Below are 15,237 nucleotides of genomic sequence, written 5' to 3' on the forward strand. Positions count from 1 at the left end.
GTGGCTACGCCACATTCACCCGCTGTCCGGGCGGAGCTGCCTCCAGCCACGCGAGGAAACCGGTCAGCGCGTCTTCGCTCATGGCGAGTTCGAGGCGGGTGTCCCGGTGGGTGCAGGCGAGGACCACCGCGTCGGACAGCAGCGCCAGTTCCTCCTCGCCCTCCGGCAGCCGGCGGCCGGCCACCTCGATCCGGGCGCGCTCCAGGACCCGGCGGGGCCGGAAGCCGTAGGAGAAGACGCGGTACCACTCGATGCGGTCGCCGTTGTAGCGGGCGACCCCGTAGCTCCAGCCCTTGCCGCCGGTGTCCGGTTTCTCGGCCACGTCCCAGCGCAGGGAACAGTCGAAGGTGCCGCCGGAGCGCTGGATCAGCCGGCGCCGCAGCCCGAACAGGAACAGTCCCGCCACCACGAGCGCGACCACGATTCCGCACACAGTCAGAGCGAGGACCATCGGCACCGACCTCCTCGTCTCCCGGGCAGTAGAACTGCTCTTGTCACTGAGTAATGAAACGGAAAAAACACCCACATCTGCCTCAGCCGCGACCGGCACCGGATTACTCCGGGCCGGCCGCGGCTGAGTGACGTCAACGTACCGCGCGGCTAATTCAGCGCGCCGTCGCAGCGCGCAGTCGGACATCCGCACGGCGCTCGGCGGCGGCATCGCCCTCCGCCTTCGCCTGCTCCAGCTCCCGCTCCGTGCGCTGGACATCGATCTCGTCCGACAGCTCGGCGATCTCGGCCAGCAGGGAGAGCTTGTTGTCCGCGAACGAGACGAAACCGCCGTGCACCGCGGCGACGACCGTTCCACCATCACTCGTACGGATGGTCACCGGGCCCGACTCCAGCACACCGAGCAGCGGCTGGTGACCGGGCATGACGCCGATGTCGCCGGAGGTGGTGCGCGCGACGACCAGGGTGGCCTCGCCGGACCAGACCTGGCGGTCGGCGGCGACCAGCTCGACGTGCAGCTCAGCAGCCAAGAGTGGCTCCTCGGGTCACCACCCGGCAGGGGTGCCGGGTGTTGGGGTCAATTCTAGTGGGCGTGGGAGAGGGGGCGGGACGCACCCCGCCCCCTCCGGTGAGCACGAGGCTCAGGAGACGCCCAGCTCCTTGGCGTTGGCCTTGAGGTCCTCCAGGCCACCGCACATGAAGAACGCCTGCTCGGGGAAGTGGTCGTACTCGCCGTCGCAGATCGAGTTGAACGCGGCGATCGACTCGTCGAGCGGCACGTCCGAACCGTCCACGCCGGTGAACTGCTTGGCGACGTGGGTGTTCTGGGACAGGAAGCGCTCCACCCGACGGGCACGGTGGACGACGAGCTTGTCCTCCTCGCCCAGCTCGTCGATACCGAGGATCGCGATGATGTCCTGGAGGTCCTTGTACTTCTGGAGGATCGTCTTCACGCGCATGGCCGCGTTGTAGTGATCCGCCGCGATGTAACGCGGGTCCAGGATCCGGGACGTGGAGTCCAGCGGGTCCACGGCCGGGTAGATGCCCTTCTCCGAGATCGGACGGGAGAGCACCGTCGTCGCGTCGAGGTGGGCGAAGGTGGTGGCCGGGGCCGGGTCGGTCAGGTCGTCCGCGGGGACGTAGATCGCCTGCATCGAGGTGATCGAGTGACCGCGGGTCGACGTGATGCGCTCCTGGAGGAGACCCATCTCGTCGGCCAGGTTCGGCTGGTAGCCCACCGCGGAGGGCATGCGGCCGAGCAGCGTCGAGACCTCGGAACCGGCCTGCGTGAAGCGGAAGATGTTGTCGATGAAGAACAGCACGTCCTGCTTCTGGACGTCACGGAAGTACTCGGCCATGGTGAGGCCGGCCAGCGCGACGCGCAGACGGGTGCCCGGGGGCTCGTCCATCTGACCGAAGACCAGCGCGGTCTTGTCGATGACGCCCGAGTCGGACATCTCCTCGATGAGGTCGTTGCCCTCACGGGTGCGCTCGCCGACACCGGCGAACACGGAGACACCGTCGTGGTTGTTGGCGACGCGGTAGATCATCTCCTGGATGAGCACCGTCTTGCCGACGCCGGCACCGCCGAACAGGCCGATCTTGCCGCCCTTGACGTACGGGGTGAGCAGGTCGATGACCTTGACGCCGGTCTCGAACATCTCGGTCTTCGACTCAAGCTCGTCGAAGTTCGGCGCCTTGCGGTGGATGCCCCAGCGCTCGCCCGTGTACTGCTCGTCGACGTTCAGCACCTCACCGAGGGTGTTGAACACCTTGCCCTTGGTGAAGTCACCGACGGGCACCGTGATGGAGTTGCCGGTGTCGGTGACCGCGGCCTGGCGGACCAGACCGTCGGTGGGCTGCATGGAGATGGTGCGGACCAGGCCGTCACCCAGGTGCTGGGCGACCTCCAGGGTCAGCGTCTTCTTCTCGCCGGCGTTGGCCGGGTCGGCCACCTCGACGTGAAGGGCGTTGTAGATGTCCGGCATCGCGTCGACGGGGAACTCCACGTCGACGACCGGGCCGATGACCCGGGCGACGCGGCCCGTGGCCGTCGCGGTCTCAACAGTGGTGGTCATTATCGGTCACTCCCCGCGGTCGCGTCGGCCAGGGCACTGGCGCCACCGACGATCTCGCTGATTTCCTGGGTGATTTCGGCCTGGCGGGCCGCGTTGGCAAGACGGGAGAGCGTGTTGATCAGCTCGCCCGCGTTGTCGGTGGCCGACTTCATCGCGCGCCGCGTGGCGGCGTGCTTCGAAGCGGCCGACTGGAGCAGCGCGTTGTAGATGCGGCTCTCCACGTAGCGCGGCAGCAGGGCGTCGAGGACGTCCTCCGCCGAGGGCTCGAAGTCGAACAGCGGGAGGATCTCGCCCTGCGGCTTCGCCTCCTCGGCGACCTCTTCGAGGCGCAGCGGAAGCAGCCGGGCGTCCAGCGCCGTCTGCGTCATCATCGAGACGAACTCGGTGAAGACGATGTGGAGTTCGTCCACACCACCCTCGGCCGTGTCCTTCTCGATCGCCTCGATCAGGGGCGCCGCGACCTTCTTGGCGTCCGCGTACGTCGGCTCGTCGGTGAAGCCACTCCACGACTGAGCGATCGCGCGCTCACGGAAGTTGTAGTGCGCCACACCGCGCCGGCCGACGATGTACGTGTCGACCTGCCTGCCCTCGCGCTCCAGGCGCGCGGTCAGCTGCTCCGCCGCCTTGATCGCGTTGGAGTTGAAGGCGCCGGCCAGACCGCGGTCGCTCGTGAGGAGCAGGACCGCGGCACGGGTCGGGTTCTCCGTCTCCGTGGTGAGCGGGTGCTTCGTGTTCGAACCCGTACCGACCGCCGTGACCGCACGCGTCAGTTCCTGCGCGTACGGCGTGGAGGCCGCCACCTTGCGCTGCGCCTTGACGACGCGCGAGGCGGCGATCATCTCCATCGCCTTGGTGATCTTCTTGGTCGCGGTGACGGATCGGATGCGACGCTTGTAGACCCGGAGCTGGGCTCCCATGAGTCAGGTCCTTCCTTACGTCACTTGGCGGCAGCGGCAGGAGTGTCCTCGCCGAGCAGCTTGCCGTCCGAGGTCTCGAACTGCTTCTTGAACTCCGCCACCGCGTCGTCGATCGCCTGGATGGTGTCCTGGGACATCTTGGCGCCCTCGCGGATGGAGGTGAGCAGGCCCGCCTCCTTGCGGTGGAGGTAGTCCAGCAGCTCGCGCTCGAAGCGGCGGATGTCGGCGACCGGGACCTCGTCCATCCGGCCGTTGGTGCCGGCCCAGACGGAGACGACCTGGTCCTCGGTGGCCATCGGCTGGTACTGGTCCTGCTTCAGCAGCTCGACCATGCGCTGACCGCGCTCCAGCTGGGACTTCGAGGCCGCGTCCAGGTCGGAACCGAAGGCGGCGAACGCCTCCAGCTCACGGAACTGGGCGAGGTCGACACGGAGCCGGCCGGAGACCTGGCGCATCGCCTTGTGCTGCGCGGAACCACCGACTCGGGAGACGGAGATACCGACGTTCAGCGCGGGGCGCTGACCGGCGTTGAACAGGTCCGACTCCAGGAAGCACTGGCCGTCGGTGATGGAGATGACGTTGGTCGGGATGAACGCCGAGACGTCGTTGGCCTTGGTCTCGACGATCGGCAGACCGGTCATCGAACCGGCACCCATGTCGTCGGAGAGCTTGGCGCAGCGCTCCAGCAGGCGAGAGTGCAGGTAGAAGACGTCACCCGGGTAGGCCTCACGGCCCGGCGGGCGGCGCAGCAGCAGCGACACGGCGCGGTAGGCATCGGCCTGCTTGGACAGGTCGTCGAAGATGATGAGGACGTGCTTGCCCTCGTACATCCACTGCTGGCCGATGGCCGAACCGGTGTACGGCGCCAGGTACTTGAAGCCGGCCGGGTCGGACGCCGGGGCGGCGACGATGGTCGTGTACTCCAGCGCGCCGTTCTCCTCCAGCGCGCGGCGCACGCCGGCGATGGTGGAGCCCTTCTGGCCGATGGCGACGTAGATGCAGCGGACCTGCTTCTTCGGGTCGCCCGTGCGCCAGTTGTCGCGCTGGTTGATGATCGTGTCGACGGCCAGGGCGGTCTTGCCGGTCTGGCGGTCACCGATGATCAGCTGACGCTGACCGCGGCCGATCGGGGTCATCGCGTCGACGGCCTTGTAGCCGGTCTCCATCGGCTCGTGCACCGACTTGCGCTGCATGACCGTGGGGGCCTGCAGCTCAAGGGCGCGGCGGCCGGACGTCTCGATCTCGCCGAGGCCGTCGATCGGGTTGCCGAGCGGGTCGACGACACGGCCGAGGTAGCCCTCGCCGACCGCGACGGAGAGGACCTCGCCGGTACGGGTGACCGGCTGACCCTCCTCGATGCCGCTGAACTCACCGAGGACGATGGCGCCGATCTCGCGCTCTTCCAGGTTCAGCGCGAGGCCGAGGGTGCCGTCCTCGAACTTCAGCAGTTCGTTGGCCATGGCCGAGGGCAGGCCCTCGACCTTCGCGATGCCGTCGCCGGCAAGGGTGACCGTACCGACCTCCTCGCGCGAGGCCGCGTCCGGCTTGTACGACTGGACGAAGTTCTCCAGCGCGTCCCGGATCTCCTCCGGCCGGATCGTGAGCTCCGCCATCTGGGTTCCCTGCTCTCCTTGTTGGGCCCGAAGTTTCACTTTGGGGGGATGGGGACTCCCCCCAACAGGAGGTGAATCCTCTGCACGGCCCAACCGGGCCGTAAGTACGTACTGCGGTCTCCCGGGTTCCGCGGAACCCGGGTGCGTTGTTGCTAGCTCGCCAGTCGGCGGGCGGCGTCCTCCAGCCGGTCCGCGACCGAGCCGTTGATGACCTCGTCACCGATCTGGACCCGGATGCCGCCTACGACATCGGGGTCCACGTCCAGGTTGAGGTGCATCCGACGACCGTAGAGCTTGGCCAGGGCGGCGCCGAGGCGCTGCTTCTGTCCGTCGCTCAGCGGCACCGCCGAGGTGACGACGGCGACCACGCGGTCCCGGCGCTCGGCGGCCAGCTTGGACAGGGACTCCAGTCCCGCTTCCAGGCTACGTCCACGTGCCACGGTCACCAGGCGCGTCACCAGCCGCTCGGTGGCGGGCTTGGCGCGACCGACGAGCAGCCGGTGCAGCAGCTCGGTCTTGGCCCGCGCCCCGGCAGCACGGTCGGTCAGCGCGGCGCGCAGCCCGGTGCTGGAGGAGACGATCCGGCCGAACCGGAACAGCTCGTCCTCGACGTCGTCGAGCGTGCCCGTCTTCTCCGCGGCGGTGAGGTCGGCGATGTCCGCCAGCTCCTCCAGCGCGTCGACCAGGTCGCGCGGCTGCGACCAGCGGGACCGGGCCAGCCCGGACACCAGGTCGGCGGTCGGACCGCTGACCTGGGCGCCGATCAGACGCTGGACCAGCGTCGCCTTCGCCTCTCCGGCCTGCGCCGGGTCGGTGAGGACCCGGCGCAGGCCGGCCTCGCGGTCGAGCAGCGCGGTGACGGCCGCCAGCTCGTCGGCGAGCTGCGCGGCGTCGACGGACGTGGAGTCCGTCAGCGCGTCGAGACGCTCCCGGGCGGCGGACAGTGCCTCGCGGCTCGCTCCGTTCATCGCGTGGCCTCGGCCTTCTCCTCGAGGTCGTCGAGGAAGCGGTCGATCACACGGCTCTGGCGGGCGTGGTCCTCAAGGGACTCGCCGACGAGCTTGCCGGCCAGGTCGGTGGCGAGCTTGCCGACGTCCTGGCGCAGCGCGGACGCGGCGGCCTTGCGGTCGGCGTCGATCTGCGCGTGACCGGCGGCCACGATCTCCTCGCGCTGACGCTGGCCCTCGGCCCGCATCTCGGCGATGAGCACGGCACCCTGCTCCTGCGCCTCCTGACGCAGACGCGCGGCCTCGTGCCGGGCCTCGGCGAGCTGAGCCTTGTACTGCTCAAGGACGCTCTGGGCCTCGGTCTGCGCGGCCTCGGCCTTCTCGATACCGCCCTCGATGGCCTCGCGACGCTCTTCCAGAACCTTGTTGATGTTCGGGAGGAGCTTCTTGGCGAGGAAGCCGAAGACGATGACGAAGGCGAGCAGGCCGATGACGAGCTCGGGGATCGGCGGGATGAGAGGGTTCTCGCCGCTCTCGGCCGCCGTGATGAGCAGCTGGCTCATGTCAGTGCCTTTCGTCTAGTGGGCTTTCGCTGATCGGTGGATCAGGTGCCGTAGACGAACGGCATGACCAGGCCGATCAGGGCGAGCGCCTCACAGAAGGCGAAGCCGAGGATCTGGTTGGCGCGGATCAGACCGGCCGCCTCGGGCTGACGGGCGAGGGCCTGGGTGCCGTTACCGAAGATGATGCCGACGCCGACGCCGGGGCCGATGGCGGCAAGGCCGTAACCGATGGAACCGAGCGAACCGGAGACGGCGGCAAGGGTCTGGGACATGCCAGTTCTTCCTTCTTCTTTACGGACCGGTGGGGGTTGGCCACCGGACGATCGGGGGGTGGGGCGGGGCGGCGCTCAGTGGTGCTCGGCGAGGGCGCCCTGGATGTAGGTGCACGTCAGCAGAACGAAGACGTACGCCTGCAGAGCCTGGATGAAGAGCTCGAAGGCCGTCATCACGATGGTCATGATGAAGCTGACGCCGGCGTAGGCGATGCCGATGCCGTTCAGCAGGTACCAGCTGGCGATCGTGAAGAGCAGCAGCAGGGTGTGGCCCGCGAACATGTTGGCGAACAGTCGCACCGCGTGGGTGAACGGACGGACCAGCAGGTTCGAGAAGAACTCGATGGTCATCGCCAGCGGCAGCACCGCGCCCAGCGACTTGTCGTAGCCGGTCACGTTCTTGAAGAAGCCGACGAAGCCGTGCCGCTTGAAGGTCAGCGAGACCCACAGGACGTACACGATCACCGCGAGGACCAGCGGGTACGAGATGATCGACGTCACCGGGAACTGGGCGACCGGAACGATCGACCAGAGGTTCATCATCCAGATGAAGAAGAACAGCGAGACGACGAGCGGGACGTACTTCTCGCCTTCCTTCTTGCCGATGGTCTCGTAGACGACGCCACGGCGGATGAAGTCGTAGCCCGCCTCGGCGACCATCTGCAGCTTGCCGGGGACGACCTTCGGCTTACGGAAGGCGGCCCAGAAGAAGCCGACGATGATGATGGAACCGAGCAGCGCCAGCAGCATCGTCTTGTTGAAGTACACGTTGCTGTCGCCGTCGCCCCACAGGGGCTTGAACAGGAACGAGTGCAGGCCGGGAGCCGGGAAGCCACAGCCGTCGAAGATGTGGCAGTCGGTCTCGAAGGCGAGCACCTGCGTCGGATCAGCACTCACCGCGGGCTCCTTCAGCGTGGCGCATAGGTACGGCAACCTCGTTGTGTCGGCGCGGCGCGGGGCCGCGGTTCGGCACGGGACTGGTGTTACGGATGTGGGGGCGGCTGGGGGGCATCTCGCCTCGCGATTGAGCAGGCGTCAGCTCGATTGCCCGCGCCCGCGATGCCGCAGTTGGCACCGGACGATAGCAGGATCTCTCATGTGCCTTTATCCCGGCCCTACCCCTCACGACGAGTGCCCCGACTTGTCGGGCTCGACGTACAGGATCTTGGACTTCATGTGCGCACGCGTCTGCGCGCCGATCCAGGCGAGGGTGGCGGCGACGAGCGTGATCGCGAAGGCGCGGGGGTTGAACAGCGTGGTGTGCTTGAACGCCGCCACGAAGACGAAGAGCAGCAGGATCTGCGCCGCGTAGAGCATCAGCCCCATGGCCTGGAACAGATGCGGAAGCGATGTGGCGGTGCGCTGCAGGACGTAGAGGCCGAGCCCCATGAACAGCAGCACGATGACCGTCGCGACGCCGGCCCCGATGGCTCCCTCGCCGCCCGCGACCACACCGCTGACGACGGCGGCGATCGCGCCGACGGCAGCCGTGGGCACGGCGGCCTGAGCCAGGATCCGGACGTCATTGGACGGCATGGCGGCAACTCCGCTTTCACAGGGGGCAGGGTGTCGTCATGGACGAGCGTAGTCCCGGGCCGAGTGTTCGTTACCTCGCACCATCGGGCCGTCGCGCAAGCGCCTTCGGCTCTGTCCCGGGTTCTCGTGAACCGTATCACAAACTATTTGATGAGGTCTTTACCTGCTTGGTGTGCTTGCTGTCACACATGAGAGTGACAGTGCCCGTCTGTGCAAAAACCGGGCCCAGTTGTCTGGTATTAGGGGGCTTTGCTCCCCCACGAGTTGGCAATGCTCTAGTCAGATTCTTACCTTGGCCGCCTCAGGGACGGTTCAGGAAACGCGAACGGGGTCCGATCGCCGTCGCCCCGTTGACGCCCGCGACACCGGCCGGGACGGGGGTGCGCTCGCCTGCCTCGTCGGTGTCCGGCGCTGCCGCGGAGTCCTCGGTCACCGTCTCCGCGGGGGCGCCGCCGCGCCTGCGGTAGCGCGGCGGGACGAACCGCTGGGCCCACACCGGTACCCGCGGCGTGAAGCGCGGGAGCAGCAGCAGGACCAGGCCCACCGCGCTCAGGAAGACCACGCCGAGGACGATCCACATGGAGGCGGAGTTGACCGAGTAGGCCAGCGCGCCGAAGGCGATCAGGGCCGACCAGAAGTACATGATCAGCACGGCCCGGCTGTGCGAGTGGCCGATCTCCAGCAGGCGGTGGTGGAGGTGGCCCCGGTCGGCGGCGAACGGGGACTGGCCGCGCCAGGTGCGGCGGACGATCGCCAGGATCAGGTCGGCGGCCGGCACCGCGATGATCGTCAGGGGGAGGATCAGCGGGATGTAGACGGGCACCGTCTGGTGGACCGCCGCCTTCTCCGAACCGGTGAACAGGGCGAGCGCGTCCGGGTCCACCTGGCCGGTGATGGAGATCGCGCCGGCCGCCAGCACCAGGCCGATCAGCATCGAGCCCGAGTCGCCCATGAAGATCCGCGCCGGGTGCATGTTGTGCGGCAGGAAACCGAGGCACATGCCCATCAGGATCGCCGCGAACAGCGTCGCCGGGGCCGCCGCCTCGATGCCGTACGAGTACCAGATGCGGTACGAGTACAGGAAGAACGCCGCCGCCGCGATGCACACCATGCCCGCCGCGAGACCGTCGAGGCCGTCCACGAAGTTCACCGCGTTGATCGTGATGACGACCAGCGCGACCGTCAGCAGCGTGCCCTGCCACTGGGTCAGCGCCACGTTGCCGATGCCGGGGATGGGCAGCCACAGGATCGTCAGACCCTGCATGACCATCACGCCCGCGGCGATCATCTGGCCGCCCAGCTTGATCAGGGCGTCGATCTCGAACTTGTCGTCCAGGACGCCGATCAGCCAGATCAGGGCAGCGCCGGAAAGCAGGGCGCGCGGCTCGTTCGACTTGACGAAGACCTCGTTGAGGTTGGTCAGGTGGTCGGCGACCAGCAGGCCCGCGCACAGCCCGAAGAACATGGCGATACCGCCGAGTCGCGGAGTGGGTTCCCGGTGCACGTCACGTGCCCGGATCTCCGGCATCGCCCCCGCCACGATCGCGAACTTCCGTACCGGCCCTGTCAGCAGGTAGGTCACCGCGGCCGTGATGCAGAGCGTCAGCAGGTATTCACGCACGGGCTTCCCCACAGGTCTCGCTGGCCATCACAGCCCCACACCCTAGCGACGGACGCATACGGATGAGGACTTCCGGGTAGCGATGATGGTTGCACGGGTGGCTGTGTGCGGCGGTATCCGACCGGTTCGCAGGGGTATCCGCCTCCGCTCGGTCACTCCGGATACGGCGGAAATCCTTCGGTCAGCTCCCGCACCTGGGTCCGCGCCGCCGCCGGGTCCGCCGTACCGCGCAGCACCGACGCGAGCAGCGCCGCGATCCGTACCATCTCCGGCTCCCCCATGCCCTGCGTGGTCACCGCGGCCGTGCCCAGCCGCAGGCCGCGGCCGTCGCCGTGCGGCAGCGCGCAGCAGTCCAGCACCAGGCCGGCGGCGAGCAGCCGGCCGCGGGCGGTGCGGCCGTCGACGCCGAGCGGGGCCGGGTCGGCGGTGATCAGGTGGGTGTCGGTGCCGCCGGTGGTGACGGCCAGCCCCTCGGCGGCCAGGTGGCCGGCCAGCACCCGCGCGTTGGCGACCACCTGGTGGGCGTACGCGGCGAACGCCGGCGCCGCCGCCTCCCCGAACGCGACGGCCTTGGCGGCGATGGTGTGCATCTGCGCCCCGCCCTGGGTGAAGGGGAACACCGCCCGGTCGACGCGCTCGGCCAGTTCCGCGCCGCACAGGATCATTCCGCCGCGCGGTCCGCGCAGCACCTTGTGCGTGGTGGCGCAGACGATGTCCGCGTACGGCACCGGGTTGGGCGCCGCTCCCCCGGCGACCAGGCCGGCGGGGTGCGCGGCGTCCGCGATGAGATAGGCGCCGACCTCGTCGGCGACCTCCCGGAAGAAGGCGTACTCGATGTGCCGGGGATAGGCGATGGAGCCGCAGACGATCGCCTTGGGCCGGTGGTTGCGGGCCAGGTGGCGCACCTGGTCGCGGTCGACGAGCCCGGTCTCGGCGTCGACGCCGTAGCCGACGAAGTCGAACCAGCGGCCGGAGAAGTTCGCCGGCGAGCCGTGGGTGAGGTGGCCGCCGTGCGGCAGGCCGAGGGCGAGCACGGTGTCACCGGGGCGCAGCAGGGCCGCGTAGGCGGCGAGGACGGCCGAACTCCCGGAGTGCGGCTGGACGTTGGCGTGTTCGGCCCCGAAGAGCGCCCGGGCCCGCTCGACGGCGAGGCGTTCGGCGGCGTCCACGAGTTCGCAGCCGCCGTGGTGCCGGGCGCCGGGGTAGCCCTCGGCGTACTTGTTGGCAAGCGGTGAGCCGAGGGCGGCGAGGACGGCGGGCGAGGTGAAGTTCTCGGCGGCGATGAGCTGGAGCGTCGTGGACTGCCGCCGCGCCTCCCCGAGCAGGATGTCGGCCAGTTCCGGGTCCTGCCGCCGCAGGACGTCGGTCTCGTGCGGGGTGGTGACCGACATGGCGGGCTCCGGGCTGTCGACGGTGACGTATCCCCAATGTAGGCCCGGGGTGCGGGGGACGCGCGGTCGTCACGTCCCGCCCTGTCCGCCTAGGTGTGCGCGAGTCGCCCGCTCAGGTGTGTGCGGGTACGCCGGTCAGCGCGGTGACGACCGGGTCCAGCGCGTCCCGTATCTCGTCCCCGATGGAGCGGAAGAACGGCAGGGGCGCCCCGTAGGGGTCGTAGACCTCGTCCGCCTCGGCGGTCGGGGCGAGCAGCCAGCCGCGCAGCGCGGCGGCGGCACGGACCAGCGCACGGGCCCGCAGCACCACCCCGTCCTCCAGCGGCGGCAGGGTGGTCGGGTCTATCGCCCGGACCAGGCGGGTGAACTCCTTCAGCGTGAAGGTGCGCAGGCCCGCCGAGTGGCCCATGGAGATGACCTGGGCGCGGTGGTCGCGGGTGGCGGTCAGCACCAGGTCGGCCATGATGACGTGCTCGTCCAGCAGCTCCCGGCCGATGAAGCCGGCGGTGTCCGCGCCGAACTCGGTCAGCACCGCCTCCGCGTTGGCCTCCATCGGCGCGCCCTCGTGGCCCCAGGTGCCCGCGCTCTCCACGATCAGCCCGCCGCCGAGCACGCCGAGCCGCTCCGTCACGAAATGGCGGGTCAGCCGCTCGGTGATGGGTGAGCGGCACACGTTGCCGGTGCTGACATGGAGGATGCGGAAGGAGTCGGGCGGAAAGCCGAAGGTGCTCGTCCGCTCCGCGACCTGTTCCCCGCCGCCTATGCCACGCCCCGCCTCAGGGGCCGTCAATTCGCCACCTCGAGGTCGGGTACGACCTTGCGCAGCTCCTCCGGCGAGATGGCACCCTCGCGCAGCAGCAGCGGCACCTCGCGGGAGACGTCCACGATGGACGACGGCACGTTGCCCGGGGTCGGGCCGCCGTCGAGGTAGACGGAGACGGAGTCGCCGAGCATGTCCTGGGCGGCGTCGCAGGTCTCCGGCGACGGGTGCCCGGTCAGGTTGGCGGAGGAGACGGCCATCGGGCCGACCTCGGTGAGCAGCTCGATGGCGACCGGGTGCAGCGGCATGCGTACGGCGACCGTGCCCCGGGTGTCGCCGAGGTCCCACTGGAGGGACGGCTGGTGCCGGGCGACCAGCGTCAGGGCGCCCGGCCAGAACGCGTCGACCAGTTCCCATGCCTGCTCCGAGAAGTCGGTGACGAGACCGTGCAGGGTGTTCGGGGAGCCGATGAGGACGGGCGTGGGCATGTTGCGGCCCCGGCCCTTGGCGGCGAGCAGGTCGGCGACGGCCTCCGAGGAGAACGCGTCGGCGCCGATGCCGTACACGGTGTCGGTCGGCAGGACCACCAGCTCGCCCCGGCGGACGGCGGACGCGGCCTCGCGCAGACCCGTCACACGGTCGGTGGCGTCGTTGGTGTCGTATCGCCGTGCCATTGCGCGGGCCTCCTCGTACACGTACTGCCGGACTGAAGTGGTGGGGCTGCTCACGGCAGCGCCTTGCGGGCGGTGGCGAACCGCGGGCGGTTGTTGAGGTCGGGGTGGTCGGCCGCGTCGGCCCAGCCCCGCTCCTCGGTGAAGATCCACGGCACCTGGCCGCCCTGAGTGTCGGCGTGCTCGATGACGACGACACCGCCCGGGCGCAGCAGCCGGTGCGCGGTGCGCTCGATGCCGCGGATCAGGTCGAGGCCGTCCTCGCCGGAGAAGAGCGCCAGCTCCGGGTCGTAGTCGCGGGCCTCGGGAGCGACGTACTCCCACTCCGTGAGCGGGATGTACGGCGGGTTCGAGACGACCAGGTCGACCTGGCCGTCCAGGTCGGGGAAGGCGGCCAGCGCGTCGCCCTGGCGCAGGTCGACGCGGGAGCCGGCCACGTTCTTGCGGGTCCACACGAGGGCGTCCTCGGACAGCTCCACGGCGTGCACGCGCGAGCGCGGCACCTCCTGGGCGAGGGCCAGCGCGATGGCGCCGGAGCCGGTGCACAGGTCGACGATGCAGGGCTCGACCACGTCCATGGCGCGGACCGCGTCTATGGCCCAGCCGACCACGGACTCGGTCTCCGGCCGGGGCACGAACACGCCGGGGCCGACCTGGAGTTCCAGGTAGCGGAAGTACGCCCGGCCGGTGATGTGCTGGAGCGGCTCGCGCTGCTCACGCCGGGCGATGACCTCCCAGTACCGGGCGTCGAAGTCCGCGTCCCGCACGGAGTGCAGCTCGCCGCGCTTCACGCCGTGCACGAACGCGGCCAGCTCCTCCGCGTCGTTGCGCGGCGAGGGCACGCCGGCGTCGGCCAGGCGCTGGGTGGCCTGGGCCACCTCCGCGAGCAGCAGGTTCACGCAAGTCCTCCGTGTCGTACTGGTCCGTGCGTACGCCTCTTACGCGGCCGCCAGCTTCGCCGCCGAGTCGGCGTCGACGCAGGCCTGGATCACCGCGTCGAGGTCGCCGTCCAGGACCTGGTCCAGGTTGTACGCCTTGAAGCCGACGCGGTGGTCGGAGATGCGGTTCTCCGGGAAGTTGTAGGTGCGGATCTTCTCGGAGCGGTCCACGGTGCGGACCTGGCTGCGGCGGGCGTCGGCGGCCTCGCGCTCCGCCTCCTCCTGCGCCATGGCGAGCAGCCTGGAACGCAGGATACGCAGCGCCTGCTCCTTGTTCTGGAGCTGGCTCTTCTCGTTCTGGCAGGAGGCCACGACACCGGTCGGCAGGTGCGTGATGCGCACCGCGGAGTCGGTGGTGTTGACCGACTGGCCGCCCGGCCCGGAGGACCGGTAGACGTCGATGCGGAGGTCGTTGGGGTTGATCTCGACGTCGACCTCCTCGGCCTCCGGGGTGACCAGCACGCCGGCGGCGGAGGTGTGGATACGGCCCTGCGACTCGGTGGCCGGCACCCGCTGCACGCGGTGCACCCCGCCCTCGTACTTCAGCCGCGCCCACACGCCCTGGCCGGGCTCGGCGTTCCCGCGGGCCTTCACCGCGACCTGGACGTCCTTGTAGCCGCCCAGCTCGGACTCGGTGGCGTCGATGATCTCGGTCTTCCAGCCGACGCGCTCCGCGTAGCGCAGGTACATGCGCAGCAGGTCGCCGGCGAACAGCGCCGACTCGTCGCCGCCGGCGCCCGCCTTGACCTCCAGGATGACGTCCTTGTCGTCGCTGGGGTCGCGCGGGACGAGCAGCAGGCGCAGCTTCTCGGTCAGCTCCTCGCGCTGCTTGTCCAGCTCCTTGACCTCGGCGGCGAAGTCGGGGTCGTCGGCGGCCAGCTCGCGCGCGGTCTCGATGTCGTCGCCGGTCTGCTTCCAGGAGCGGTACGTGGCGACGATCGGGGTCAGCTCGGCGTAGCGCTTGTTCAGCTTGCGCGCGTTCGCCTGGTCGGCGTGGACCGACGGGTCGGCGAGCTTCGTCTCCAGGTCGGCGTGCTCGGCGACGAGCTCCTCGACGGCCTCGAACATCTTTCGGCTCCTGTACTGCGGTGAAGGGAAGGGCGGGCGACCAAAAACGCCGGTCCCGGGCACACCCCGGAAGGGCGTGGCCGTGGGACCGGCGAATGGGGGCTCGCTACTTCTTGGAGCCGGCGGCAGCCTTGCCGAAGCGGGCCTCGAAGCGGGCCACACGGCCACCGGTGTCGAGGATCTTCTGCTTGCCCGTGTAGAACGGGTGGCACTCGGAGCAGACCTCGGCCCGGATGGTGCCGGACTCGATGGTGCTGCGGGTGGTGAACGACGCGCCACAGGTGCAGCTGACCTGCGTCTCGACGTACTCGGGGTGGATCTCGCGCTTCAAGGTGTCTCCTAGGTTTCGGGAGGGCGCCGGGTCGCCACCGCGGACTGCGAAGGCGTGAACCGGAGCCGACGTACCAGTCTG

Annotated in this window: 17 protein-coding genes; all 17 read right to left on the bottom strand. The window is 69.5% G+C overall.

Translation table 11 applies throughout. From position 1 onward, the window contains the following. Positions 1-4: 4 nt before the first annotated feature. A complete protein-coding gene (locus tag NX794_RS34850; RefSeq protein ID WP_258783717.1) occupies positions 5-451 on the bottom strand; it encodes a DUF2550 domain-containing protein in 447 nt (148 codons plus the stop codon). A gap of 154 nt (positions 452-605) precedes the next feature. Further along, positions 606-980, bottom strand: a complete 375-nt coding sequence (locus tag NX794_RS34855; protein ID WP_258783718.1) for a F0F1 ATP synthase subunit epsilon — start codon at positions 978-980, stop codon at positions 606-608. 111 nt (positions 981-1,091) lie between these two features. Then, positions 1,092-2,528 (bottom strand): F0F1 ATP synthase subunit beta, encoded by a 1,437-nt coding sequence (gene atpD / locus NX794_RS34860; protein ID WP_258783719.1) that lies wholly within the window; start codon positions 2,526-2,528, stop codon positions 1,092-1,094. Then, entirely contained in the window at positions 2,528-3,445 is a 918-nt protein-coding gene (locus NX794_RS34865) for a F0F1 ATP synthase subunit gamma (RefSeq protein WP_258783720.1), read from the bottom strand. The genes atpD and NX794_RS34865 overlap by 1 nt, the downstream gene beginning before the upstream one ends. 20 nt (positions 3,446-3,465) lie before the next feature. After that, positions 3,466-5,058 carry a F0F1 ATP synthase subunit alpha gene (atpA, locus tag NX794_RS34870; protein ID WP_258783721.1) on the bottom strand — a complete coding sequence of 531 codons (1,593 nt, stop codon included), beginning with the start codon at positions 5,056-5,058 and terminating at the stop codon, positions 3,466-3,468. A 152-nt stretch (positions 5,059-5,210) separates the two neighbouring features. Beyond that, on the bottom strand, positions 5,211-6,026 hold the full coding sequence (locus NX794_RS34875; RefSeq protein WP_258783722.1) for a F0F1 ATP synthase subunit delta: 816 nt from the start codon (positions 6,024-6,026) through the stop codon (positions 5,211-5,213). Continuing rightward, complete coding sequence (locus NX794_RS34880) at positions 6,023-6,568, bottom strand: F0F1 ATP synthase subunit B (RefSeq protein WP_258783723.1); 546 nt, start codon at positions 6,566-6,568, stop codon at positions 6,023-6,025. Before NX794_RS34880 ends, NX794_RS34875 begins: the two co-directional genes overlap by 4 nt. 41 nt (positions 6,569-6,609) lie before the next feature. Beyond that, complete coding sequence (gene atpE, locus NX794_RS34885; protein WP_028804225.1) at positions 6,610-6,840, bottom strand: ATP synthase F0 subunit C; 231 nt, start codon at positions 6,838-6,840, stop codon at positions 6,610-6,612. 75 nt (positions 6,841-6,915) lie between these two features. Then, complete coding sequence (gene atpB / locus NX794_RS34890) at positions 6,916-7,737, bottom strand: F0F1 ATP synthase subunit A (RefSeq protein ID WP_258783724.1); 822 nt, start codon at positions 7,735-7,737, stop codon at positions 6,916-6,918. A 225-nt stretch (positions 7,738-7,962) separates the two neighbouring features. Further along, the gene (locus tag NX794_RS34895; protein ID WP_258783725.1) at positions 7,963-8,376 is read right to left on the bottom strand and encodes a Cg1360 family ATP-synthase-associated protein; all 414 of its coding nucleotides are present in this window, start codon (positions 8,374-8,376) and stop codon (positions 7,963-7,965) included. Positions 8,377-8,677: 301 nt separating this feature from the next. Beyond that, complete coding sequence (locus NX794_RS34900) at positions 8,678-9,997, bottom strand: MraY family glycosyltransferase (protein ID WP_258783726.1); 1,320 nt, start codon at positions 9,995-9,997, stop codon at positions 8,678-8,680. A gap of 152 nt (positions 9,998-10,149) precedes the next feature. Beyond that, on the bottom strand, positions 10,150-11,388 hold the full coding sequence (locus NX794_RS34905) for a serine hydroxymethyltransferase (RefSeq protein WP_258783727.1): 1,239 nt from the start codon (positions 11,386-11,388) through the stop codon (positions 10,150-10,152). A 112-nt stretch (positions 11,389-11,500) separates the two neighbouring features. After that, on the bottom strand, positions 11,501-12,178 hold the full coding sequence (locus tag NX794_RS34910; protein WP_258783728.1) for an arsenate reductase/protein-tyrosine-phosphatase family protein: 678 nt from the start codon (positions 12,176-12,178) through the stop codon (positions 11,501-11,503). Then, complete coding sequence (locus NX794_RS34915) at positions 12,175-12,822, bottom strand: L-threonylcarbamoyladenylate synthase (protein ID WP_258783729.1); 648 nt, start codon at positions 12,820-12,822, stop codon at positions 12,175-12,177. Before NX794_RS34915 ends, NX794_RS34910 begins: the two co-directional genes overlap by 4 nt. Positions 12,823-12,872: 50 nt before the next feature. After that, a complete protein-coding gene (gene prmC, locus NX794_RS34920; RefSeq protein ID WP_258783730.1) occupies positions 12,873-13,718 on the bottom strand; it encodes a peptide chain release factor N(5)-glutamine methyltransferase in 846 nt (281 codons plus the stop codon). 39 nt (positions 13,719-13,757) lie between these two features. Beyond that, positions 13,758-14,825 (bottom strand): peptide chain release factor 1, encoded by a 1,068-nt coding sequence (gene prfA / locus NX794_RS34925; protein WP_258783731.1) that lies wholly within the window; start codon positions 14,823-14,825, stop codon positions 13,758-13,760. Between the two features lie 106 nt (positions 14,826-14,931). Continuing rightward, positions 14,932-15,156 (bottom strand): 50S ribosomal protein L31, encoded by a 225-nt coding sequence (rpmE, locus tag NX794_RS34930; RefSeq protein ID WP_009190627.1) that lies wholly within the window; start codon positions 15,154-15,156, stop codon positions 14,932-14,934. Positions 15,157-15,237: the final 81 nt, after the last annotated feature.

Origin of the sequence: Streptomyces pyxinicus (assembly GCF_024753135.1) — a bacterium.
Classification (GTDB): Bacteria; Actinomycetota; Actinomycetes; order Streptomycetales; family Streptomycetaceae; genus Streptomyces; species Streptomyces pyxinicus.

What these genes read in the sequence shown, in the direction of transcription:
- NX794_RS34850 (WP_258783717.1), bottom strand. Translation starts at nt 451, where the DNA reads ATGGTCCTCGCTCTGACTGTGTGCGGAATCGTGGTCGCGCTCGTGGTG.
- atpD (WP_258783719.1), bottom strand. Translation starts at nt 2,528, where the DNA reads ATGACCACCACTGTTGAGACCGCGACGGCCACGGGCCGCGTCGCCCGG.
- NX794_RS34865 (WP_258783720.1), bottom strand. Translation starts at nt 3,445, where the DNA reads ATGGGAGCCCAGCTCCGGGTCTACAAGCGTCGCATCCGATCCGTCACC.
- atpA (WP_258783721.1), bottom strand. Translation starts at nt 5,058, where the DNA reads ATGGCGGAGCTCACGATCCGGCCGGAGGAGATCCGGGACGCGCTGGAG.
- NX794_RS34875 (WP_258783722.1), bottom strand. Translation starts at nt 6,026, where the DNA reads ATGAACGGAGCGAGCCGCGAGGCACTGTCCGCCGCCCGGGAGCGTCTC.
- NX794_RS34880 (WP_258783723.1), bottom strand. Translation starts at nt 6,568, where the DNA reads ATGAGCCAGCTGCTCATCACGGCGGCCGAGAGCGGCGAGAACCCTCTC.
- atpE (WP_028804225.1), bottom strand. Translation starts at nt 6,840, where the DNA reads ATGTCCCAGACCCTTGCCGCCGTCTCCGGTTCGCTCGGTTCCATCGGT.
- NX794_RS34895 (WP_258783725.1), bottom strand. Translation starts at nt 8,376, where the DNA reads ATGCCGTCCAATGACGTCCGGATCCTGGCTCAGGCCGCCGTGCCCACG.
- NX794_RS34905 (WP_258783727.1), bottom strand. Translation starts at nt 11,388, where the DNA reads ATGTCGGTCACCACCCCGCACGAGACCGACGTCCTGCGGCGGCAGGAC.
- NX794_RS34915 (WP_258783729.1), bottom strand. Translation starts at nt 12,822, where the DNA reads ATGGCACGGCGATACGACACCAACGACGCCACCGACCGTGTGACGGGT.
- prfA (WP_258783731.1), bottom strand. Translation starts at nt 14,825, where the DNA reads ATGTTCGAGGCCGTCGAGGAGCTCGTCGCCGAGCACGCCGACCTGGAG.